Annotated in this window: 19 protein-coding genes and 1 pseudogene; 9 read left to right on the plus strand and 11 right to left on the minus strand. The window is 62.6% G+C overall.

Translation table 11 applies throughout. The annotated features are described in order from the left end of the window. Nucleotides 1-474: 474 nt before the first annotated feature. The 6 genes from BHE01S_RS09975 to BHE01S_RS10000 form a co-directional block, all read right to left on the minus strand. Nucleotides 475-2175, minus strand: a complete 1701-nt coding sequence (locus BHE01S_RS09975; protein ID WP_042263341.1) for a tannase/feruloyl esterase family alpha/beta hydrolase — start codon at nt 2173-2175, stop codon at nt 475-477. Nucleotides 2176-2239: 64 nt separating this feature from the next. After that, nucleotides 2240-2980: a 3-oxoacyl-[acyl-carrier-protein] reductase gene (fabG, locus tag BHE01S_RS09980; protein ID WP_042263342.1), complete on the minus strand. Its 741-nt coding sequence runs from the start codon at nt 2978-2980 to the stop codon at nt 2240-2242. A 91-nt stretch (nt 2981-3071) separates the two neighbouring features. Next, a complete protein-coding gene (locus BHE01S_RS09985; protein ID WP_042263344.1) occupies nt 3072-3863 on the minus strand; it encodes an SDR family oxidoreductase in 792 nt (263 codons plus the stop codon). Between the two features lie 56 nt (nt 3864-3919). Beyond that, nucleotides 3920-4918: an SMP-30/gluconolactonase/LRE family protein gene (locus BHE01S_RS09990; protein WP_042263345.1), complete on the minus strand. Its 999-nt coding sequence runs from the start codon at nt 4916-4918 to the stop codon at nt 3920-3922. Between the two features lie 38 nt (nt 4919-4956). Beyond that, on the minus strand, nt 4957-6297 hold the full coding sequence (locus BHE01S_RS09995; protein WP_042263667.1) for an MFS transporter: 1341 nt from the start codon (nt 6295-6297) through the stop codon (nt 4957-4959). 114 nt (nt 6298-6411) lie between these two features. Continuing rightward, nucleotides 6412-7350 (minus strand): BKACE family enzyme, encoded by a 939-nt coding sequence (locus BHE01S_RS10000; protein WP_042263348.1) that lies wholly within the window; start codon nt 7348-7350, stop codon nt 6412-6414. Nucleotides 7351-7614: 264 nt separating this feature from the next. Here BHE01S_RS10000 and BHE01S_RS10005 point away from each other — a divergent pair, with 264 nt between their 5' ends. Further along, the gene (locus BHE01S_RS10005) at nt 7615-8646 is read left to right on the plus strand and encodes an AraC family transcriptional regulator (RefSeq protein WP_042263349.1); all 1032 of its coding nucleotides are present in this window, start codon (nt 7615-7617) and stop codon (nt 8644-8646) included. Nucleotides 8647-9176: 530 nt separating this feature from the next. Here BHE01S_RS10005 and BHE01S_RS10015 read toward each other — a convergent pair. The 4 genes and pseudogenes from BHE01S_RS10015 to BHE01S_RS10030 all read right to left on the minus strand — a co-directional run bounded on the left by BHE01S_RS10015 (nt 9177) and on the right by BHE01S_RS10030 (nt 12787). Beyond that, nucleotides 9177-10130 carry an SDR family NAD(P)-dependent oxidoreductase gene (locus tag BHE01S_RS10015; RefSeq protein ID WP_042263353.1) on the minus strand — a complete coding sequence of 318 codons (954 nt, stop codon included), beginning with the start codon at nt 10128-10130 and terminating at the stop codon, nt 9177-9179. A 48-nt stretch (nt 10131-10178) separates the two neighbouring features. Then, nucleotides 10179-10745 (minus strand): TetR/AcrR family transcriptional regulator, encoded by a 567-nt coding sequence (locus BHE01S_RS10020; RefSeq protein ID WP_042263354.1) that lies wholly within the window; start codon nt 10743-10745, stop codon nt 10179-10181. 120 nt (nt 10746-10865) lie between these two features. Next, nucleotides 10866-11058, minus strand: a pseudogene (locus BHE01S_RS38375) (DUF932 domain-containing protein); the annotation flags it as partial. A gap of 493 nt (nt 11059-11551) precedes the next feature. Next, nucleotides 11552-12787 carry a citrate synthase family protein gene (locus BHE01S_RS10030; protein ID WP_042263358.1) on the minus strand — a complete coding sequence of 412 codons (1236 nt, stop codon included), beginning with the start codon at nt 12785-12787 and terminating at the stop codon, nt 11552-11554. A 268-nt stretch (nt 12788-13055) separates the two neighbouring features. Here BHE01S_RS10030 and BHE01S_RS10035 point away from each other — a divergent pair, with 268 nt between their 5' ends. From BHE01S_RS10035 to BHE01S_RS10050, 4 genes are read left to right on the plus strand one after another with little or no spacing between them, the layout of a single operon-like run. Beyond that, entirely contained in the window at nt 13056-14180 is a 1125-nt protein-coding gene (locus BHE01S_RS10035) for a cupin domain-containing protein (RefSeq protein ID WP_042263359.1), read from the plus strand. Between the two features lie 25 nt (nt 14181-14205). Beyond that, the gene (gene dapA / locus BHE01S_RS10040; protein ID WP_042263361.1) at nt 14206-15099 is read left to right on the plus strand and encodes a 4-hydroxy-tetrahydrodipicolinate synthase; all 894 of its coding nucleotides are present in this window, start codon (nt 14206-14208) and stop codon (nt 15097-15099) included. Between the two features lie 11 nt (nt 15100-15110). Beyond that, nucleotides 15111-15665 (plus strand): carboxymuconolactone decarboxylase family protein, encoded by a 555-nt coding sequence (locus tag BHE01S_RS10045; protein WP_042263670.1) that lies wholly within the window; start codon nt 15111-15113, stop codon nt 15663-15665. A 1-nt stretch (nt 15666) separates the two neighbouring features. Beyond that, the gene (locus BHE01S_RS10050; RefSeq protein ID WP_042263363.1) at nt 15667-16662 is read left to right on the plus strand and encodes an ornithine cyclodeaminase family protein; all 996 of its coding nucleotides are present in this window, start codon (nt 15667-15669) and stop codon (nt 16660-16662) included. Nucleotides 16663-16671: 9 nt separating this feature from the next. On the opposite strand, the gene BHE01S_RS10055 is transcribed toward BHE01S_RS10050, so the two are convergent. Continuing rightward, nucleotides 16672-17169 (minus strand): MarR family winged helix-turn-helix transcriptional regulator, encoded by a 498-nt coding sequence (locus BHE01S_RS10055; protein ID WP_042263365.1) that lies wholly within the window; start codon nt 17167-17169, stop codon nt 16672-16674. Nucleotides 17170-17306: 137 nt separating this feature from the next. Here BHE01S_RS10055 and BHE01S_RS10060 point away from each other — a divergent pair, with 137 nt between their 5' ends. From BHE01S_RS10060 to BHE01S_RS10075, 4 genes are all read left to right on the plus strand, one after another. Next, entirely contained in the window at nt 17307-18146 is an 840-nt protein-coding gene (locus BHE01S_RS10060) for a p-hydroxycinnamoyl CoA hydratase/lyase (protein WP_042263366.1), read from the plus strand. 29 nt (nt 18147-18175) lie between these two features. Next, nucleotides 18176-18658, plus strand: a complete 483-nt coding sequence (locus BHE01S_RS10065; RefSeq protein ID WP_042263368.1) for a MaoC/PaaZ C-terminal domain-containing protein — start codon at nt 18176-18178, stop codon at nt 18656-18658. Next, complete coding sequence (locus tag BHE01S_RS10070) at nt 18630-20180, plus strand: AMP-binding protein (protein WP_052405821.1); 1551 nt, start codon at nt 18630-18632, stop codon at nt 20178-20180. The genes BHE01S_RS10065 and BHE01S_RS10070 overlap by 29 nt, the downstream gene beginning before the upstream one ends. A 134-nt stretch (nt 20181-20314) precedes the next feature. After that, complete coding sequence (locus tag BHE01S_RS10075) at nt 20315-21688, plus strand: MFS transporter (RefSeq protein WP_042263370.1); 1374 nt, start codon at nt 20315-20317, stop codon at nt 21686-21688. Nucleotides 21689-21698: the final 10 nt, after the last annotated feature.

Here is a 21698-nt window from a genome sequence, read left to right on the forward strand (position 1 = left end):
TCTCGCGTACCTGACGCCCGACGAGTTCAAGCAGCAGCATTGTTCAACTGAAGCAACCGAGGCCGTTCCCCAAGATTGAAATGGCCCGAAGAAGTCAGGCAGGTTAAAGGCGCTTATCCTGTCCGATCCAGATATGCGCCCTGACGGTTACGCGAGTGCGGTCGTTGGCGGCGGCGAGTTTTGCGCATAGAAGGCGAGGGTTGGCCGTTGGACCGCCTACGCAGGAGCCGGTATCCAACCTTTCGTTTCTGGACAAAAAAGGGCGATCGGCACGAAGACCATTAAACGTTGGTGCGTTCCATCTTCTCATTTACGGTCGAGGGGAGGACGGACCCTTCGTTTCGCTCTCCGGCTTCTCCTTCATCTTCGTCATTGGTTCTCGCCGCGGCGCAGGCATTGCCGGGAACCCAGGCTGTCGCGTCGCGCAGACGGCGGCGATCGCACCCGCCTACGATAACCGCAACCGCCTATCGGTTACTCCGCGCACCTGAACGAATCCGCTCGGTTCACGTCTCCGCCTTCATACCGCGGCCACGACGGGTAGTCGCAGAGCGGCCGGGTGCGGCCTGGCACGCCGGCCGTGTCGGTCGTCACCTGATCGACCGGCGCCTTGCGTCTCTCGACCCAGTCTTCGAGAGCCGACAGCGAATCCCACGTGGCGTTGAAGGTGCTGCTCGCGGCGTGTCCCATGCCGGGAATCTCGTAGAAGCGCACGAACGACCGAACCTGCGCAACGCCGTACTGCGCTTGCAGGCGTCGATAGTATTGTTCGGTTGCGCGTGTGCTCACCAGTACGTCCACCGAGCCGTGAGCGAGCAACAGCTTTCCGCCACGCGCCTTGAACGCGGAGATATCGGTGCTCGCGTCCAGTTGCGAACTCAACTGGCTGATGCGGTTTGCCCACACGCCCGGCGCTTGCGGATCGAGCGAGAGCGAATCGAAGTTCGGGTCACGAGTGACCGAGTACTTGATCCACTGATCGGTCAGCACGCTGATGTACGGCGCCGTGAGTGGCATCGGATTGGCAGGCTGCGATGTGCCGAACGCGAGGAACGTAACGACAGGTTCGACCGGAGAGGTGCGCGTCGTGACGCCGAGATCGGCGCCCCAGACGTTGTAGCCCGGATACTGCGTCTCGCCGCTCGCCAGCCAGAAGCGGAAGCGGGTCGGCGTGTCGATCGTCTTCAGCGCTTCGATCTGCGCATCAGACAGGCAATTGTCTGCGGTATCCGCGCCTTTTGGACAGCGCAGCGGGGCGCCGTTCAGTGTGGCGACGGACGGATCGAAGCGCGCGTTGCATTGCCGCTGGTCGCTGATGAGTCCGTCCACGACGCCGTCGAGCGCATCGCAGGCCTGCATGGCCGCGTCGTACACGGCCTGACGTTTACCGACGGACAGATACGCGCCCGGTTGCGCGAGCGCCCGGTTCATGCGCTGACCTCCGAGCAGCGCCGCCGCGTCGTCCCATGCCGGGTACCAGGCGATCGCGCCATTCCAGTCGGCCGGCCAGCGTTGGATCGCGGTGACGGCTTCGCGGCCGCCCGTCGATCCTCCCGCGAAATACGCCTCGCGCGGCAAATGTGAATAGCGAGCCCTGATGATGGCGAGCGCGGCGTCGTGTGTTTTCTTCAACGCGTCCCCGCCGAAGTTTCTCACCGCCTCGTCGTTCAGTCCAAAGCGCCCGTCCTGAGAGGCGAGCGCGTTAGCCTGGTGCCCCGAGTCGCTCGCGAACGTCGCATAGCCGCGGCCCAGCGGCCCTGGTTTGTCGGCGGGTCCGTTCGGCACGTTGCCTGTCACGTCGGGGATCGTGCCGTCGAATCCGCCGCCGCCCAGCATCACGACCTTGTCGTTCCAATGCACCGGCAGCGCGACCTTGAACTGGATGTCCGGTGCGGACCGGTCGACGGGGGAAATCTTGCCCGTGACCTCGCAGTATTGGGGCAGCGCAGTCGCGCCGCTGCCACTCGCGGCGACGGGCTTCACTGCGGTAACACTCGCTCCCGATGTCGGCAAGCCGATTTCATAGGCGGGCACGGTGAAGCCGAGCAGGCGTTCGCAAGGGGCAGCGTGAACGGACGGCAAGGTCGCGGTCATACCCGAGACGCATGCCGTTGCGGTCGCCACGAGAGTGATCGCGTGTGCAATCTCGAGCCTGCAAGAATGGGCTGATTTCATTGGTGTCTCCGTTATGATCGACGTTCTGCATCGCGACCCTTCCGCACCGCGCGGTCCGGAACGCTTAAAGTGTCATGCCACCTGACGCTTCGATGACGGCACCGTTGATGTAACTCGCCTCATCGCTTGCAAGGAATGCGTAGATATTCGCTATTTCGTCGGGCCTTCCCAACCTGCGCAGCGGAACTTGGCTGCGCATCTTCTCGATCACCTCTTCAGGCACCGTCGCGAGAATGGGCGTGTCGATGAAGCCCGGAGCCACGGCATTCACGCGGATGCCTTTGGGGCCGAGTTCGCGGCTCCACGTCTTCGTGAATCCGATCACGCCGAATTTCGAGGCCGCGTAGTTCGTCTGCCCGTAATTGCCATAAATGCCCACCACCGAGCTTGCGTTGAGAATGACGCCGGCCTGCTGCTCGATCATGCAATCCACCACGGCCTGAGTGGCATGGAAAACGCCGCGCAGGTTGACGTCTATGACGTCGTCGAACTGCTCCTGCGTCATTTTCTGCAGACGCGCATCGCGAGTAATTCCCGCGTTATTCACGAGCACATCCACACGGCCGAATTGCTGCAGTACTTCGGCGACCCTATCGCGGACCGCCTGGCGGTCGGCCATGTCGACGGCGAACCCGGCAGCTTCGGCGCCCAGTTCCCGACACGCGCCGACCACGCTCTTCACTGCCGCCGCATTGAGATCGCACGCCGCCACGACCGCGCCTTCGCGTGCGAATTGCAGTGCTGTCGCTGCCCCAATGCCTTGTGCGGCGCCCGTGACGATGGCAACCTTGCCCTTGAGTCTCATTGTTCTACGCCTTGCGTGAAAGATAGTTGTTGGAGATGCAACGACGGGGGCGCACGCAAACCGGTGGGTCCGCGCTCGGCTCAAGATGTCGTTACAGATATTCGACGTTGCCGTCCACACTGATGGCTTGCCCGGAGATATTGCGGCCCGCCGGCGACGCGAGGAAAAGCGCCAGCGCCGCGATGTCGTCGACGGTCACCATGCGGCGAAGCGAAATCTTGCCGAGATACTGCTGTTTCATTTCTTCGAACGACACGCCCGTCGACGCTGCTCTCGCCGCTATCACGCGGTCCATCCGCTCGCCCTGCACGACGCCCGGCAAGATCGCATTGACGCGCACGTTGCTCGGCCCGAGTTCGACGGCCAACGACTTCACGAGTCCGACGATCGCCCATTTCGTCGAGGCGTACGGCGTGCGATACGCGTAGCCGAGCCGACCGGCAACGGAAGACATCGCGATGATGCTGGCGCAATCCGACGTCTCTTTCAGCAGCGGCACCGCTTTGCGCAAAAAATAGAACTGGCTGTTGAGGTTGATCGAAATGGTCCGCTCCCAGTCGTCCGGTGCGATCGCATCGACGTCACCCGTGGGACCTGCAATGCCCGCATTGTTGATCAGCACATCGAGGCCGCCCAGCTTCGCACGCGCGTCGTCGATGACCGCATCCACCTGATCGCGATCGCCGACGTCGGCAACGCCCGCGTGCAGCTTGGGGCTGCGTTGCCTTGCACTTTCGATCGCGGCGGGATCGACATCGCAGACGTAGACGTGGGCGTCGGTTTGCACGAACGCGTCGGCAATTGCGGCGCCGATGCCCGACGCCGCGCCAGAAATGAGAACGCGCAGGCCGGCTCGCGGTTTCAATAGTTCGAAAGTGTTCATGTGTTGCACTCAAAGTTGTATCGCCGTCTGGCAAAAAAATTGGCAGACGGGCTCGCTTACCAGTGAATCATGGGCAGACCCGGAACCGGGGAGGCGAAGAACGGAATCGAATGTTGCTTCAGGCTGCCAAGGTAGACGGTCTTCAGGTCGAGGCCGCCAAAAGTCACACTCGTCATCCACGGTGCGATGGTCCCGCCGGTTTTCTCGATGAGACTCATCGGCACGATGTCGCCCGTAGCGAAGGCCGCTTCGAAAAGCGCAGTCGCTTCCTTATCGCCGTCGTCGAGCAGAACATGCGCGTCGCCTGCCGGATCAATGGCCACGAGCCGGTCCGCGAATATCATCGCGCACCACAGGTTGCCGTCAGCATCGAACGCGAATCCGTCGATCAGGCCCGGGCCCAACTGGCTCGGTCCGTACGTCTCGCGCGGGCCCAATTCGCCGTTGTCGCGAACAGCAAAGCGACTCACGCGTTTAGCCGTGGTTTCGGCCACGTAAAGGAACGCTTCGCTGGCGTCGAAGCGGATTTCATTAGTGAACGCCAGCCCATCCGCCACGATCCTCGCGCCACGTTCGTCGATGAGGACAATGTACCCGTCCGCGAGATTCGAGCGGATCGCATTCGGCCACGGGCTGACTCGGGTCGAAACGGTGACCCACAAACGGTCCCTGCTGTCCCTCAGCACGAAATTGACCTTTCCCAGCGGCTTGCCGTCGATGTTATCAAGCAGCGCGCGCAACTCGCCGGACGTGCTCAGACATTCCACGCGATCGGTGCCGATATTCGCAATGACCACGTTGCCGTGCGAGTCCAACGCAAGTCCGTTGGGCAGCGAGCCGCTCGTGAGGCCGTCACTCGACGCGGGCGTGCCGATTCCTGTCGGCAGGATCAACCTCTGCTCGCCGGTCGCGCCGATGTGCATGACGCCGCCTCGCGCATCCGCTGCAAGGAGTGAGCCGTCGCGCCGTGCGAGTATGCATTCGGGGCGCTGCAGGTCATGCCCTATCGTTCGGATCGCAGCGACATCGATCGTGAAGTCCTTGATCGGATTCATGTGACCTCCATTCGCACGCCGTTGGGCGCGACCGTGTATCAACCCTTCGATGCAGCCAACGTTGCGACGGCAGGCCGCTCCGCATTGTGGATGGCCCTCGCGAGCGCCGGCACGAGGCAAAGCCCCAGCACCGACGCGACCACGACGACTTTGAAGCCTGAGTCGCTTCGGCCCGTGATCGTCTCCGCCAGGCCGAACAGATAAGGACCGACAAAGCCGCCCAGCAGACCGACGGTATTGATGAAAGCGAGTCCTGCGGCTGCCTGCACGCCTTGCAGCCGCTTCATCGCCACGGCCCAGTAGGATGGCAGGATGCCGCCCGCGAAGAAGCCCGTGATGCCGAGCAGAACGATCTGCGCAGTCTGATTTCCGATGGCGATGAACGCGCATGCGCTGACGACCAGGCCCGCAGTCAATGCGCCGATAAAGCCGCAGTCACTGGTCATTCGCCGGTGGATACGCGGGAGCGTCAGCACGCCGATCAGAAAACCGATGCCGACGCTGCTAGACAGAACGCCCACGAGTACCGGCGACTTCACATGCATTTGCGCGACGATGGAAGGCGTGAAAAAGTACAGGCCGACAAACGCCACCTGATTGAGGAAATAGATGAGCGCGATCAGGACCGTGGTGGGACGCTTCAGCGCTGCGATCCAGTGTGCGGAGCTCAGATCGGCGCGGCCGTGAGTGTCGACCACCGCGTTGGCTTCCAGCGCTTGCGCTTCTGGTGGCGTGAGCCAGCGGACATCCGAAGGCCGGTTCGGCAACGTGAAAAACAGCACGATGCCGAACACGATGGTCGGCACGCCTTCCAGCAGGAACATCCACTGCCAGCCGTGAAGACCGCCAATGCCTCCCAGTTGCATGAGGCTCGCGCCAAGCGGATTGCCGACGATCAGCGCGATGGAGGGAGCCGTGTAAATCCAGCCGACAGCGACGGCACGATCCTTCGGTGCGAACCAGAGCGTCACCATGTACATCAGAGCAGGGAAAAGCCCCGCCTCGGCGACGCCCAACAGTACACGCAAGACGTAGAACGACCACTCGCCCTGGACGAACATCATCGCGGTAGACAGCGCGCCCCATGTCACGGCGATTCGCGCGATCCATACGCGCGGGCCGACGCGGTGCGCCATGAGATTGCTCGGCACTTCGAGCAAGGCATAGCCGATGAAGAAAACGCCGGCGCCGAGCCCATAAGCCGCGGCACTGATACCAAGGTCGGCCGCCAGCGCGCTCTTGGCCAACGCGACGTTGGTGCGATCGACGAACGACAGAAAGTAAATTGCGCACATCAGGGGAAGAAGCCTTGCCATGGCCTTGCGGGTGGCAAGCCAATGCGTCTCGGCTGAACTGCGGTCGAGTGATGTCGTGCTCATGATGTCTCCAATCATTGTCCCGTTTGTTCTTGTCGTCTTCCGCGTGGACATCGTGCTGACGCACATGCGGCAGGAGCGGGTCAGTTTCGTTCGACGCGTCGCCGCGCCGTCCCTTCATAGCGAGACGCGGTCTCGTCCCTTCAGGCCAAGGATTTGCCGTGCTTCTGCCGGCGTCGCGATCTCGAATGACAACTCTTCGAGAATGCGGCGAATCTTGCGGACCTGCTCCGCATTCGATTTCGCCTTGACGCCACGCGACAGATAGACGCTGTCTTCGAGCCCCACACGCACGTTGCCGCCCATGATCGCGCCCATAGTCACGAGCGACATCTGATGACGGCCCGCGCCGAGGATAGAGAACTGGTAGTTCTCGCGACCGAACAGGCGGTCAGCGGTCGATCGCATGACGGCCAGGTTCTCCGGGTCTGGGCCGATACCGCCCAGAATGCCGAGAACCGACTGAATGAAGAACGGCGGCTCGATAAGCCCGATGTCGACGAAATGCGCGAGACTGTGCAGATGTCCCAGGTCATAGCACTCGAATTCGAAGCGCGTGCCGTAATCGCGGAACTCCGTTAGGATGTTCCTGATGTCACGGAAGGTGTTGCGGAAGATCATGTCCTCCATGCCTTCCACGTATTCTTTTTCCCAGTCGAAGCGCCACGACGACATCTTCGCCGCGACCGGATGCAGCGAAAAGTTCATCGAGCCCATGTTCAGCGAACACATCTCGGGCCGGGCCACGCGCGCGTAGGCGAGACGCTCGTCCAACGTCATGCGCGTGCTGCCGCCCGTCGAGATGTTGATGACGGCGTCGGTCCGCTCGGCGATGGCCGGCACGAACTGACGGAACACCTCGGGCGACGGCGTCGGCCGGCCGTCTTCGGGGTTGCGCGCATGCAGGTGAAGAATCGCCGCGCCGGCTTGCGCCGCGTCGAGCGCCTGGGTCGTAATATCTTCAGGGGTCAGCGGCAGATATTCGGACATGGACGGCACATGCGCCGATCCTGTGACCGCACACGTGATGATGACTTTGCCTGGGGAATTGCTCATTGCTCGATCCTTCCAGTGGCCATGTTGCCAAACGCGAGATTGGGGGAAACGCCGCGTGCGCGGCCGTGTCGCGCGCAGCGCAGATATGCGGCAGGCGCAAGATGAGGACGAATGATGGACATGCCTGTCTCCGATGGTCCGAGGCGTTGCGCCACTGCGGTGCGCCCCCTCTCTTGTTGCACTGATATTAGTGAGATACGATCGTCGATGTAAGGTCATTTACGGACAAGCTGGTGTCCCCGCAGGACACCGACAGGAGGCGCGGTGTCGTCGAGATTTCCGCTGTTGAACGAGCGCATTTACGCGCCGTACAAGATCGCCGCGCTGGTGGAAGTGCTGGCGGAACAAGGCATTTCGCCTGAGGACAGCCTCAAGGGCAGCGGCGTGTCGCCCGATGAGATCTACGACGCGTCGGTGCTGACCTCGGTGCGGCAGTATGCGGCCGTGTGCAGGAATGCGGTCGCGCTGTCGTCCGATCCGAGCACGCCCTTCAGAACGGGCGCGCGTCTGCATCTTGCGGCGTACGGGATGTACGGCTACGCGCTGATGTCGTGTCTCTCGCTCAGAGACTACTTTCGGCTCGGCGTTAAATATCACCGGCTCGCGACGCCGACCATCACGATCGAATGGACCGAGCGCCCGGATACTTCGGTATGGACTTTCCCGGACGCGTTCACATCGAACCTGCCCCACGACGTGCAGCAGTTCCTGCTGGAACAGCAGTACACGCAACACGTGACACATCTGCAGGACGTGGCCGGCCGTAGCTGTCCGCCCCTGCTCGCGCGGTTCTCCTACCCCGCGCCCGACTACGCGGCGGTCTATCCCGAGTACCTGGGCTGTCCGTGCGAGTTCGACGCCGAGGAATGCGAGCTGATCTACGACAGCGCGATCCTCGAGATGAAACCGCACCTCGCGCACCGGCACTCTGCGGCTCTTTTGCAGGAGACGTGCGACCGGCTGATCGGGCAGGCGAAGGTGTCGTCAGGCGCGGCGGGGGAGGTCTATCAACTGTTGATGCGCAAACCCGGCGTGTTCCCGGGCATGGAGACCGTTGCCGAAGCGCTGAAGATGACGAGCCGCACACTCAGACGCAAGCTCGAGGCCGAAGGCACGTCGTTTGTCGCGATCGTCGACGACGTCAGATGCTCGCTCGCGACCGAGTACCTGAAAACCACCAAGCTGAGTACCGATGACGTCGCCATGCTGGTCGGCTTCACCGATACGGCGAACTTCCGCAGAGCGCTCAAACGCTGGACGGGCAAAGGGCCGGGCGAAATTCGCGATCAGGCGTGAGCATGATCGGTGCCGAACGCGCCGACAAGGCCGATGACCGAATGAACGCGGCTCAATGGGCGAAGGTGGCAAGCTACAGCCATGCGTTGCTGCGAGAACTTATCGAGCACGCGGAGCCGCCAGCCGCTGGGTGGGTAACGGTGGTGCATCAGTTTTTCGTTGCTCCACTGAGACAGTGGGACAGAACTTAGGTTAAAGGGGTCGTTGCAAGGAAGTATGGGTAGGATTATGGGTATGTGATCGTTCGTCGAGGTGGGAGTCATACCTGTCCGCCCGGCAATGCAAATGGATTTTCAACTGCTGGCGTAATGACTGAAGGCGGCGGCCAGTTATCGTCGCGAAAGGCGCGCTATCGCGCAGTTTTCCGAAGCAAGCTGGTGTGTAACTCTACAGGACCTTCATTGACGTGGAGGCGTGAATTCTGCAGGCCGCATCTCCGGCTTCACTTCACAAGACCCAACTCGGCCACAATGAGCCGGCGCCCCGGCAACGCACTGGCGATGTCTTACAGAGCTATGAGTTTCCAATCTTCATGTCCCTGTAGGCATTGCTGCCAAAAGGGCTCGCGTCTCCGTTACCACGCGCTCCTGAAACTTCGGATCGCGCACAAGTGCGGAGCCTTGCATCGGATTGCCGCGCTCGTCGTAGTAAAAACCGGTCTGACCGGACGCATCGGTCATGATTTTCGCGATTATCTTGGCAGATCGTTTTGGTGTGCTAAGAATTCTAATAAAGGGCATGAGCAACGGCACGAGGAGCGGGATGACGAATCTCTGAAGCAAGCGCACAAGAGTGCCGGTATCGCTTCCCCCGAGACCCGTCGTTGGATTGAACCCCGGTTCGATCGCGTTGAAGTGCAGCCGCGGAGTCTCGCGAGCAAATACCATCGCCGATGCCAGGATGGCTTGCTTGGAAGTTGCATAGGCATCGAAGCCCGGCTGCTTGGCGCCGTTGGGCTTCCATTCACCTCGTGCGCTCGCCTCGGCAGAGATGTAGCGACCGCCGCGAAAGCCGGCTGCCACGGCTGGCTTGCGGTTGGGGTCTTCCACGGCGGAAACGACGAATGCGACGTTTGTTCCGTCTCGCAGATGGGGGACGAGTGCCTCGGTCAGCACGAAGGGGCCGAGGTGGTTTGTAGCAAAAGTCAGATCCAGACCTTTGTCGCTTTTCGTCGGGCGTGTCTGCATGATGCCGGCGTTGTTGAGCAAGCCAGCGATAGGCAGATTCAATCTGGCGATCTCCTCCGCCGCGCGCCGAACGCTAGAAATATCCGACAGATCGCACACGACCGATACAGCCCGCGCTCCTTGCTGCTCGATGATCTTCTTCACTTCATTGAGCTTTTGACGGTCGCGACCGACCAAGACGAGCATTCCGTGCTTAGCAAGCTCCAGCGCCGTCGCGCGGCCAATGCCTGAGGTTGGACCAGTGATGATGTACGCCCTACGTCCTGTCGAGGAGATGTGTGAGGTGGTGTTTGACATGAATCCTCTGTTTAATGTCTGGCTAGACGGTCATTTATAAGGCGAAAATTAGCCCAACATCCGCCAGAGCGCGTCGAATCCCGCCTTCGAGTGCAAGTCCGCGTGGGCCGGATCACGAAGCATGAAATCCATCGTTGCCTCTGCCAGCGAGTTCATGACCGCAGCGACGAATGGGAACGGCACTTCGCGCATGGAGCCTTGCGCGCGCACCTCATCCATTAACGCAGCAATACGCAACATTGTTTGGTTCCCCAAAGCGTGAGTCGCTTCCGTGATTTCATCGGAAACGGCGAGTTGTGCTAGCGCCCATCTTTTCTCCGGGTTATGAACCGCCCACTGCATCCAATTTGCCCATGCCCGGAAGAACCGTTCACGAAGATCTGCATCTACTGGCTGCCCATCCGACGCTGCTGATGCCATCTCAGTTTTCAACTCTAGGTACAGTTGATTGAAGAGGGTGGCCTTGGTCTCGAAGTAGGTGAACAGCGAGCCATTCGCTACACCAGCCTCCTTCGCGATTGCCGCTGTTGGCGCGCTCAGCCCTTGCTTCTTGATCACACGGACCGCAGCGGCCATGATCGCACTGCGCTTGTCGTCGCTTTTCGGCCTAGCCAAGCTTGTTCTCCTTGAGATTATCAGAACATTTTACCATTGAGCGTCTAGACAGTCAATTTATTCGCCTGCTTTGCATTCCTAGCTGTGGCTCACCAGTCGATCAGCCAATGGCTCACGCATGCGCGGCGGCGCGAGTACCTCCGTTTCGGTGACGGGGCGCGGGCTTGTCGGGGGCGTCGTACTTCAACGCCAGCGCGGCGCGGGCGAACACTTCGGCCTTACCGCTGTCCCGCGCAACGGCTTGCATGGCATCGCGGGCTTCCTGCGCCCGATCGAAGCCGTACAAGACTTCGTAAGCCCCCTCAAGGGCGTGCCAGCCCCGTCGCCGCTTGGCCGAAGGCGGCGACGCTGCGATTTTGCTATGGACGTTGAAACCGGGCGCAGCCACCGCCGCGCCCGGATTTTGAGCAACAGCTCCGGCGCAGTCGCCGAGGCTAACCGCTGCGCCAACCGGTCGGAGACGTTCGCGGCCTTGGGCGCTTCGTTGGCATCGCCTTCGTCCTCGTTCGTGGCTCCGCCCTCCGCAAAACCCTGCCGCAGCCGGTGCAGCGTGCGCAGCGCCTTCGTCTTCGCCTTGGCCTCGCGCACGGCCCTGCGCGCCTTGACGGCACACGGCCGGGGGCTACAGTCGCGGACAAGGTGATGAAGTCAGGAAAGGCGGATCGACAGGCAAAGCGCGCACCGCATGCCAAGACAGTGAGGTCGTGGCCGGCTTGGGCAAGGCAGAAGGTCACGGCGCTTCCGATCCGCTCCGCGCCAATCACGATGATTTTCACGAGTGTTGATTTTCACAAGCAAATCGCGCGTCAAAGGTGAGCGCCCGAAATGTACTTCGCGCGCGGGCGCAGTAGAAACGCCTGCGAGCGTTGTTCGAGCACATGCGCCACCCATCCGGCCGTGCGGCTGACGATCCACAGGCCGGTCGCGGTGCCGTCCGGCAAACCGAGCGCACGCGTCAGCGTCACGAGCGCGATCGCGACGCCCGGATGCATGCCGAGCTTCTGCTTCACGAGATCGAGAAAATCGAGCGTCGGCCGGGTCGCGCGCGTCGCGTGGCGCAGCGCGCGCACCTGTTCGAGAATCAGATCGGCGCGCGCGTCGCCGTCGGGATAGAGCGGGTGGTTGAAGCCGAACAGGCTTGCGCCGTACTCGCGCACGAGTTGCAGACGCGCGGCAACTTCGCCCGCCGCGATGTCGCGCAGCAGCAGCGTTTCGACTTTTTCGGTGGCGGTGCCCGTCGAAAAGCCGACGTGCGAGCCGATCGCCGCAGCGAGGCAGTTGAACAGGTCCGCGTGCGTCGAAGCCGCCACGCGCGCGGCGAACGTGGCGGGCGCTAGTTCGTTATCGGCCAGCACGGTCAGCGCGCCGTTGATCGCGAACAGCGCGTTCGGTGCGGGTTTGCCGCCCGCCGCGCGCAGCAGATGCGCGGCGAGACTTTCGCCTGGTTCGCGCCCGATGAAGGCGCGCTTGCGGCTCAGAAAACCAAGGCATCCCGCCATGGTCTGCATCGACAGACGCGCACACTGAACCGCGCTGCCGTCGGAGATTTCTGCCGCGCCGCGCCCCTGCATGGCGAGCGCGAGCGGCACCATGCCGAGCATGTTCGCGATGTCGCCGGCTCGGAGTTTTCCGGCATACGCATGAAAGAGCGGCAGCACGTCTGACGGCGTGTCGAGTGTGCCCCATGCGGTGACGCCGTCCTGCCAAATGCCCGTCATAAGCAATTGCGACACGGATTCGAACGACGTGCCCGCCTTCGCCAGGTCAACAGCCGAACGGTTGCGATACGCCGGGCCTTCCGGCGTGATGTGCGTGACGGCCGACGTGAGCACCGGCTCACCCCAGCGCATCGTCGATTCGGCCGACACCGCGCGCGGCATGCGCCCGCGCTTGCGGCTCCCGACCCGCTCGACGTCCGCGCGCACGTACAGGCTCCGCCGCCCGTCGTCGTGCGGCGCCGTGCCTATCAGCCCACGGCTTACGTACGAATACAGCGTGCCCGGCTTGATGCGCAAGCGATCTAGCACTTCTTCCCGGGTCATCAAATCTCTGGGTGCCATCGATCAACCTAATCAACATAAATTGGGATTCCCGCATCTTAGCCGCCGCGGCAGGCTTTTGAAGCGGAATCGTGACCGGCCTGGTGGCCTATGTCAGCGGGCCGGGCTACCAGTTGCAGCATCGCGTCGATTTTATATTGATTTGAAATATCAATCTTGATCGCTGAAATCGGTGAGGGTAATTTTCGACTCGAAATCAACTGTTGCGCGCACCACGACGATGCGCGCGGCGCTTTGAGGAGACTGCACCATGCACGACCTGAGACGCGAATTCGCACCCGCGCAAGCAAGTTTTGTCGATCAGACAGGACAGCGCGCACGCGACAACCACTACTGGGCGCCCGTGATCATGAGCCGCGAACAGATCGACGCGGAAGTTGAACGCCTCGCGTCGCTGCCGAAGCCCGCCGACGGCTACCGCCAATCACTGATCGTGCATCCGTCGGCACGCGAGGGATCGTTGGGTCTTGCGCCGGGCATTCAGGTGTCGCTTCAGGTACTGCTGCCGGGCGAGTCGACCGAGCCTACGCGCCACAACGCGACGGAAGTGAACTTCTGCATCCGCGGTGGCGGCTCGACGCGCGTCGCTGGCCGCACGATCGGCTTCAAACAGTACGACGTTTGGAACCACCCGGCTTTCGTCGCGTATTCGCATACCAACGACACGAGCGACGTGCAGGTGCGCCTCGTCTATTCGAACATTCCGCTGCTGCAGCACATGGAAGTCTACGTGTGCGAGTTCGGCGTCGAGCTCGAATCGCCGACCGAAACCGTGACGATGCATGCGAGCGATGATCCCAAGCGCCGCAATCCGTTCGGCAGTTTTCCAATCGGCGAGGACGGCGGTCTGTTGATGCCGTACGAAACGTTGATCAATCCGCAAGTGGTTGAATCAACACCGCTGCATTTTCCGTGGCAGCAGGTGAAAGCCGAACTCGACAAGCTCGAAGCGCTTGGCGCGGACTACGTCGGACGGCGTCTGTACATGATGTACAACCCCGTCACCGGCCGCACCAACGGCATCACGCCGAACTTCTTCGCAACAATGACTATCCGTCCGCCGAAGATCGTCGATCGTCCGCATCGGCACGTGTCGGCAGCGATCAACTATTACTTCTCCGGCAGTGGCTACAGCATGGTCGCGGGCAATCGCTACGAGTGGAAAGCAGGCGATCTGATGCTCTCCGCGCCCGGCTGGGCCGTGCACAACCACGCGTCCTACGACGACTACGTGTACGAACTGACGATTCAGGATCAGCCGCTCAACATCTACATGCAGTCGCTGTTGTGGCAGGAAAGCCTGAAGGAACCGCCCGCGCTGCTTGGCACGCAAACGGGGTTTTCGACCAACCGCTCCAGCGCGAAAGCGGCCTGATTTCAATGTCGAGGAAAGAAGAATCATGCGTGAACTCTCATGGCTGAAGGGATCGATTACGCCCATCGTTACGCCTTTCCAGAAGGATCGGATCGATTACGACACGTACTCGAAACTGATCGACTGGCAGATCGTCAATGGCGGGCACGGCGTGCTCGTCAACGGCACGACGGCCGAACCGAGCGTGTTGAGCGTCGAAGAACGCAATCGCCTTGTCGACGTCGCGATCGAAGCAGCGCAGGGCCGCGTGCCCGTGCTCGCTGCGACGGGCTCGCAATCGCATGCGGAAACCGTCGCGCTCACCGAGCACGCGGATAAAGCAGGTGTCGACGGCGTGCTGGTGGTGACACCGTACTACATCCGTCCGCCGCAGCGCGGACTCGTAGAGTATTACGTCGATATCGGCAGGCGCACCGACAAGCCGCTGCTGATCTATCACATTCCGGGTCGTGCGGCCGTCAATATGGAACTCGCCACCGTGAAGGCGATTCGCGAGCGTGTGCCGAATCTCGTCGGTATGAAGCACGCGGTCAACGACATGGGCTTCGTCACGCACATGCTCGACGCGTTCGGTGACGATTGGCGCGTGTTCGTCGGGCTGGAAGAGTTGAGCTTTCCGATGCTCGCGGTCGGCGCGTGCGGGCTGATGAACGCGGTCGGCAACCTCGCGCCCCGCAAGGTCGCCGATCTCGTCGAAGCGGTCGAGCGCAACGATTACGCGACCGCCCGCAAGCTGCATTTCGCGCTGTTCGAACTCAACCAGTCGGTGTTCTACGACACAAACCCGATCCCGATCAAATACATGATGAAGCGCATGGGTCTGCTGCGCGAGAATGATCATCGTCTGCCGATGATGCCCGCGACCCGCGAACTCGAAACGCGTCTCGACGGCGTGCTCGATCGCGCCGGTCTGATCTGATGGAGACCACGATGAGCGAGCGAATTCCCCGCCTGGAAATGTCCGACATGCGTGCCGATCTCGCCGCGTATTTGACGCCGCGCGTCGAGCGTTTGCGTTATCTCGGCGAACTGTTCAAGTGCGCGGGCAACGCGCCCGACGTCACGCTGACCTTCATGCATTTCACCGATGCGCTGAAGGATGCGCTGCCGGATCGCCTGACCGAACTCGGTGCGCTGACGGTTGCGAGTTTCATGGAGAACCGCTATGAGCGGCATCAACACGAACGGTTGAGCGAGAAACTCGGTTTCGCACACGAGTGGATTGCGGAGATCGAGCGGCTCGAGCCATCGACATCGACGATGTTGGACGACATTGATCGAGCCGCGCAAGCGTATGCGCTCAAGGCGCTGTGCACGCGCGGGCTCGACGCGCAGGCCGAATTCGACGCGTTCGCCGCGCTCGTCACGCCGACCGAGGCTATGGCCTTCGTGCTGCTGATCGGCCGTTACATCACGCACGCGATCGCGGTGAATACGCTGGGCCTGCAACCGCCCGTGCCGTCGATTTTCGACAAGGAAAGCTGATATGTCAGAACCGGTCTGGATTTCGGAGCAGCAGGTCGTCGCGATGATGAACCTGTCCGGCGCGATTGCCGCGCTGGAAGGCGGCCTCGCGCAACAGGCGAGCGGTGCCGCGACCAACATGAGCAAGACGCATGTTGCGTGGGGATACAGCAATCTTCATGCGATCGGCGCGGCGTTTCCGCGGGCGGGCGTAGTCGGCACGAAGACCTGGGCACACACGGACGGCGGCGCGTGTCCGCTGCTGGTGCTCTTCGATAGCGAAAACGGGCAGTTGCGCGCGATCGTCGAAGCGTTCGCGCTCGGACAGATGCGCACGGGCGGCATTTCGGGTGTCGCGACGAAATGGCTCGCGCAGCCGGACGCCGATGTGTTCGCGTTGATCGGTACGGGCAAGCAGGCGATCTCGCAGCTTGCGGCCGTCGCGGCAGTGCGCAAGCTGAAACTCGCGCGCGTGTTCAGTCCAACCGCCGACAAGCGGCGCGCGTTCGTCGACAAGGCGCGCGCGAAGTTTCCGGGCATCGAAATCGTCGAGGCGAAGTCGGTGAAAGAGGCCGTCGCCGATGCGCCGATCGTTACCACGGTGACACGCGCGACCGAAGCGTTTCTGTCCGCGACGGCGCTTGCGCGCGGGACGCACGTGAACGCGGTCGGCGCGATCACGTGCGAGCGCGTCGAACTTGCCGACGACGTGTTCGCGCGCTGCACGAAAGCGGTTGTCGACGATGCCGGCACGGCGCGACGTCTGTCGGCGGAATACATCCGCGCGTTTGCCACAGAGAACAATGAAGCCGACGGCTGGCACCGCGTGCTGCCGCTATGCGATGTCGTCGCTAAACGAATGGCGCGTGACGCGAACGACGATCTGACGATCTTCAAGGCGATGGGAATGGGCGTTTCCGATCTCGCGCTCGGCTTGCGGCTCGTCGAGCTGGCGCGCGAACGCGGACTCGGCGCGCCGCTGCCGCAACCGCGCCGCGAAGCGCCGCGGCTCGATTGAGCGGCCGATTCAGCGGTCGTAGAGGCGCTGCATCAGCTTGCCAAGCAGGGCGACTTCGGCTTCGGTGAGATCCGCGGTCCATGCGGATTCGTACGCTTCCAGTTCGGCGTCGAGCCGCGCGAGCGCTTCGCGGCCCGCTTTCGTCAGCACGAGGAACTGATTGCGTTTGTCCGATTCGTCGGTGGCGCGCCCGACATAGTTGAGGCCTTCGAGGCGCGACATGCTGCGCACCAGATTGGTCCGCTGGACGTGCAGCGTATCGGCGATCGCGGTCTGCGTGACGCCGTCGTTCGTTTCGAGCAGCGCGAGGATGCAGTAATCGACGGGACGAATGCCGTGCTGGTCGAACAAGGGTTCGAGCAGCGCGTTCTTGAAGTTTTCTATCTGGCGGATGTGATAGCCGAGGCGGCGCTGCAGGAATCGCTGATCGAGCGTGGCGCTGCTCCAGCCGCCGGGAGTCAGCGCTTTGGTATTCAGCGTGACGTCGAGGTTGTCGTCGGAAGGCATAGGTGAGTCGGTCCTGAAGCAGTTGATAGAAGTAGTGGGGCAGTCTAAGTAGAACTACCCATGGAGCGCAAGCAAACGCGTATCTATGATACGTATCAATGATACACGATCAACGATACCCGTTACCCGGAGAAAGCATGAACTACGAAACCTTGCGCGTCGACATTGACAACCGTATCGCCACGATCACGCTGAATCGTCCGAACAAGCGCAATTGTATGAGCCCGCAACTGCATCGCGAGATGACGGATTTGCTGGAGAAGCTGCGCTACGACGACAACGTCGCGGTGCTGGTGTTCACGGGCGCGGGCGACGCCTTTTGCGCGGGGATGGACCTGAAGGAGTTCTTCTTCGAAACGAAAGATTCGCCCGCGCGCTTCGACGAAACCTTCCGCACCGCGTGCGAATGGCGCGGCCGCACACTGCGCTACTACCCGAAGACGACGATCGCGATGATCAACGGCTTCTGTTTCGGCGGCGCGTTTTCGATCGTCGAAGGTTGCGATCTCGCGGTCGCTGCGGATAACGCGACGTTCGGCTTGTCCGAAGTGAACTTCAAGCTGTTTCCGGGCGGCACGGTGTCTAAGTCGCTCGCCAATCTGCTGCGTCCGCGCGAAGCACTCTTTTACGCGCTGACGGGCCGCCCGTTCGACGGCACGGAAGCGGCGCGCATCGGCCTGATCAACTATGCGGTACCCGCGGGCGAATTGCGCGCCTTCACGATGGACATCGCGCGAGAGATCGCGCAGAAGGATCTCACTGCGTTGCGCGCAACCAAGGACGGCTATCGCTACGCGCTCGAAATGAGTTGGGACGCGTCGATCAACTACACGCTCGCCAAGCAGGTTGAACTGAAATCGCTGCAGGCGAGCATGGAAAGCGGCGACTGGGTCGAAGCCGGCATCAACGATTTCCTGAAGGGCGAATACAAGCCGGGTCTGGAAACTCATGGCCAGAGCGCGCAGCGCCGTTCGTAACGTCATCGCACGATCACGGAACCGCACGCATGCACCCGACCACCGCCGCCTTCGATGCGCTCACGATCGGTCAGCGCTTTCGCAGCGCAGGCCGCACGCTCACGCCAACAGATCTGTCGTTCAGCTGCATGTTGAGCGGCGACTGGCACCCGATTCACGCGGACGTCGAATATTGCCGCGCCGAAACGGGCGGCGAGCGGCTGCTGCACGGCTCGTTCGGCATCATGCTCGCGATGGGCATGGCCACCATGCTGCCGATGTTCGCCGAACGAGTGATTGGTGCGACGGGGCTGCGCGAGTGGCGTTTCGGCAAACCGCTGCGCGTCGGCGACACCGTGCATATCGACGTAATCGTTCATGACAAGCGGATCACGTCGGACGGCGCGCGCGCGATCGTCGAGCGCCGTCTGATTCTGCGCAACCAGCGCGACGACGTGATTCAGGAAGGGACTATCGGCACGATGATCCAACTGGGGACACAGGATGAATCTCGGTCAACTGATCGAACGTAATGCGCGTCTGTTCGGCGCGCAGCCCGCGATCGTCTTCGAAGGCCGCGCGACCACGCATCGCGAATTTCGCGATCGCGTCGTGCGGCTGATCAATGCGCTCGTTGCGCTCGGCGCGAAGCATCAGGACCGCATCGCGATCCTGTCGCAGAACCGCACCGAATATCTCGAGTGCTACGGCGCGGCGGAACTCGGCGGTTTCGTTGCCATCGGCTTGAACTACAGGCTGTCGGCGGCCGAACAGCTCGCGGTGCTCGGCGATTGCCAGCCCGCCGTGCTGGTGTTCGAGGCGCAGTATCGCGAGCGCGTCGAAGCGTTTCGCGACATGCTGCCCGACGTGCGCTTCGTTTGCCTCGATGATGCACCGGCCTGGGCGCAAGCGTACGAAGAGATGCTCGACGGCGCCGATGCGTGCGCACCCGCAATGCGTGCCACCGACGACGACATCGTATATCTGATGTACACGAGCGGCAGCACAGGCAAGCCGAAAGGCGTGATGCTGTCGAACGGCGGGCAGTATCTGCAGGCGGCGAAACTCGCGCTCGCGCATGCGTCGCAGGCCGACGACCGGATGGAAGTGGTGATGCCGCTCTATCACATCGGCGGTCTCACCGAGCAGCACGCGTACTCGCTGGTCGGCGCGGTCACGTATCTGCATCGCGCGTTCGACCCGCTTGCCGTGCTCGCGTCGATCCGCGAGCATCAGTCGACAGCCGCGCATCTCGCGCCGATCATGATCCACCGCATGCTCGATGCAATGGAAACGACGTCGCACGACGTCGCGTCGCTGCGCACGGTCGTGTACGCGTCGGCACCGATGTCGGTGAGTCTGCTGCGGCGCGCGATCGACCGCTTCGGCGCGGTGTTCACGCAGGTCTACGGGATGACGGAAGTGACGATCAGTTCGCTGCTCGCGTGCCAGCACGATCCCTACGGCGGCCAGCTCGCGGTCCAGCGGCTCGCGTCGGGCGGACAGCCGTGTCACGGCGTCGAGGTCCGCATCGTCGATGGCGACGGCAAGGACGCAGCGCCGGGCGAGATCGGCGAAATCTGCATCCGCTCCGATGCGATGTTCAAGGGCTACTGGAACGCGCCGGAAGCCACGCGCAGCGCGTTTTCCGGCGACTGGTTCCATACGGGCGACGTCGGTTATCTCGACGACGACGCGTTCGTGTTTATCGTCGACCGCAAGAAAGACATGATCGTGTCGGGTGGCGAAAACATCTATTCGCGCGAAGTCGAGGAAGCGATCATGCGCCACCCGCAGGTCGCAGAAGCGGCCGTGGTCGGCGTGCCTGACGACGTGTGGGGCGAGTGCGTGAAGGCGTTCGTCGTGTGTCGCGCGAACCAGGCGCTCACCGAAGCCGACATTCTCGCGCATTGCCGCACGCTGATCGCGAGCTACAAGAAACCGCGCAGCGTCGAATTCATCGCCGCGCTGCCGCGCAAGCCATCGACCGACAAGGTCGACAAGATGGCGCTGCGCGAAGCGTACTGGCGCGGCCAGGCGCGGCTGGTGTCGTAGCACGGCGAAAGAGGACGGCACCGAACAACGAGACAGGACGAGACGAACCGGCACGCTTGCGCGCGCCGGATAGGCAGGCCGAACGAGACCGGCGCAGCGCTTGGCGCGCACACGCCGGCCAACAGGAGACCGACATGGCTTCACGCGACACCCCGATCGACGTTTCGCGGCTGATCAACCAGCACGCGATTTCGAAGTTGCAATACTGGATTTTCGCGGCCTGCTTTCTGGTCGCGGTGCTCGACGGTTTCGATTCGATGGCGATGGGCATCGGCGCGCCGTGGATCGCCGCCGCGCTCAAGCTCGATCACCGGCTGCTCGGACCGGTCTTCTCGGCGTCGCAGGGGGGCTTCGTGATCGGCGCGATGGTGCTCGGGCTGATCGCGGATCGCTGGGGACGCAAGCGCGCGCTGGTGCTGTCCGTGGCGATCTTTTCGGTGTTCTCGTTCGTGACCGCGTCGGCGGGATCGTTCGAGGCGTTGTTCGCGTATCGGCTGCTGGTGGGCGTGGGGGTGGGCGGCGCGGCGCCGTGCTTCGTCGGCCTTGCGTGCGAATACGCGCCGGCGAAGACGCGCTCGAACGTGATCGCGTGGATGTGGACGGGCATTCCCGTTGGCGGCATCGCGGGCGGTCTATTTGCCGCCAACGTGATGCCGCTGATGGGGTGGCAGTCACTCTTCATCGTCGGTGGCGTGGTGCCTGGCGCGCTCGCGGTGTTGATCGCGCTGACGGTGCCGGAATCGTACACGCGGCTCGCCCGTACGCCGCATTCGACGGACGCCGTTGGCAAGCTGCGCGGCATCGTCGAACGGCTGGTACCGGGCATCGCGCTGCCGGCCGACGCGCGTTTCGTCGCGGCGCAGGACGCACGCGAGAAAGTGCCCCTCAGCGTGCTGTTCTCGCATGGCAACGGTCGCCGCACGGCCGCACTGTGGACCGCGTGCTTCTTCGTCTGGCTCACGTTGACGGCGATGACCGCGTGGTCGCCGTCGCTGCTTAAGATGGCGGGGATGACGCCCGCTCAGACGGGCGTCGCGATGACGATGAGCATGGTCGGCGCGACGCTCGGCACCGTGTTCATGGGCAAGCTGATGCAGTGGCTCGGCGCGTACGCGGCGATCGTCGGATCGCTGGTCGTGGCGGCACTGTCGTCGTCGGCAATCGGGCTCGTCACCGGCGGGTACTGGTTGACGATGATGTTCGTGCTGGTCTTCGGTCTCGCGATCGCCGCGGCCGTCGCCGGACTCGTCGCGATCGCGGCGATGACGTACCCACCGGAACTGCGCTCGACGTCGGTAGGCTCGGCGGTCGGCGTCGGACGCATCGGCTCGTTCATCGGCCCGCTTCTGATCGGCGGCGCGATCGCGATGCAGCCGGGCGCGTGGGGCTCGTTCGTGGCTATGGGGATGACCTCGCTGATCGGCGCCGCCTGTGTCGCGCTGCTCAGCGCCGCGGCGCGCCGTGGCCGCAGCGAACCCGCCGCGCCCGCCGACGCGCTCCCGCAATGATTCGACGGTT

Source organism: Paraburkholderia heleia NBRC 101817, assembly GCF_000739775.1.
GTDB lineage: Bacteria > Pseudomonadota > Gammaproteobacteria > Burkholderiales > Burkholderiaceae > Paraburkholderia > Paraburkholderia heleia.

Bases quoted from the DNA above. Each gene is read 5' to 3' on its own strand.
- BHE01S_RS09975 (WP_042263341.1), bottom strand. From the start codon at position 2,175: ATGAAATCAGCCCATTCTTGCAGGCTCGAGATTGCACACGCGATCACT.
- fabG (WP_042263342.1), bottom strand. From the start codon at position 2,980: ATGAGACTCAAGGGCAAGGTTGCCATCGTCACGGGCGCCGCACAAGGC.
- BHE01S_RS09985 (WP_042263344.1), bottom strand. From the start codon at position 3,863: ATGAACACTTTCGAACTATTGAAACCGCGAGCCGGCCTGCGCGTTCTC.
- BHE01S_RS09990 (WP_042263345.1), bottom strand. From the start codon at position 4,918: ATGAATCCGATCAAGGACTTCACGATCGATGTCGCTGCGATCCGAACG.
- BHE01S_RS09995 (WP_042263667.1), bottom strand. From the start codon at position 6,297: ATGAGCACGACATCACTCGACCGCAGTTCAGCCGAGACGCATTGGCTT.
- BHE01S_RS10000 (WP_042263348.1), bottom strand. From the start codon at position 7,350: ATGAGCAATTCCCCAGGCAAAGTCATCATCACGTGTGCGGTCACAGGA.
- BHE01S_RS10015 (WP_042263353.1), bottom strand. From the start codon at position 10,130: ATGTCAAACACCACCTCACACATCTCCTCGACAGGACGTAGGGCGTAC.
- BHE01S_RS10030 (WP_042263358.1), bottom strand. From the start codon at position 12,787: ATGACCCGGGAAGAAGTGCTAGATCGCTTGCGCATCAAGCCGGGCACG.
- BHE01S_RS10035 (WP_042263359.1), top strand. From the start codon at position 13,056: ATGCACGACCTGAGACGCGAATTCGCACCCGCGCAAGCAAGTTTTGTC.
- dapA (WP_042263361.1), top strand. From the start codon at position 14,206: ATGCGTGAACTCTCATGGCTGAAGGGATCGATTACGCCCATCGTTACG.
- BHE01S_RS10045 (WP_042263670.1), top strand. From the start codon at position 15,111: ATGAGCGAGCGAATTCCCCGCCTGGAAATGTCCGACATGCGTGCCGAT.
- BHE01S_RS10050 (WP_042263363.1), top strand. From the start codon at position 15,667: ATGTCAGAACCGGTCTGGATTTCGGAGCAGCAGGTCGTCGCGATGATG.
- BHE01S_RS10055 (WP_042263365.1), bottom strand. From the start codon at position 17,169: ATGCCTTCCGACGACAACCTCGACGTCACGCTGAATACCAAAGCGCTG.
- BHE01S_RS10060 (WP_042263366.1), top strand. From the start codon at position 17,307: ATGAACTACGAAACCTTGCGCGTCGACATTGACAACCGTATCGCCACG.
- BHE01S_RS10065 (WP_042263368.1), top strand. From the start codon at position 18,176: ATGCACCCGACCACCGCCGCCTTCGATGCGCTCACGATCGGTCAGCGC.
- BHE01S_RS10070 (WP_052405821.1), top strand. From the start codon at position 18,630: ATGAATCTCGGTCAACTGATCGAACGTAATGCGCGTCTGTTCGGCGCG.
- BHE01S_RS10075 (WP_042263370.1), top strand. From the start codon at position 20,315: ATGGCTTCACGCGACACCCCGATCGACGTTTCGCGGCTGATCAACCAG.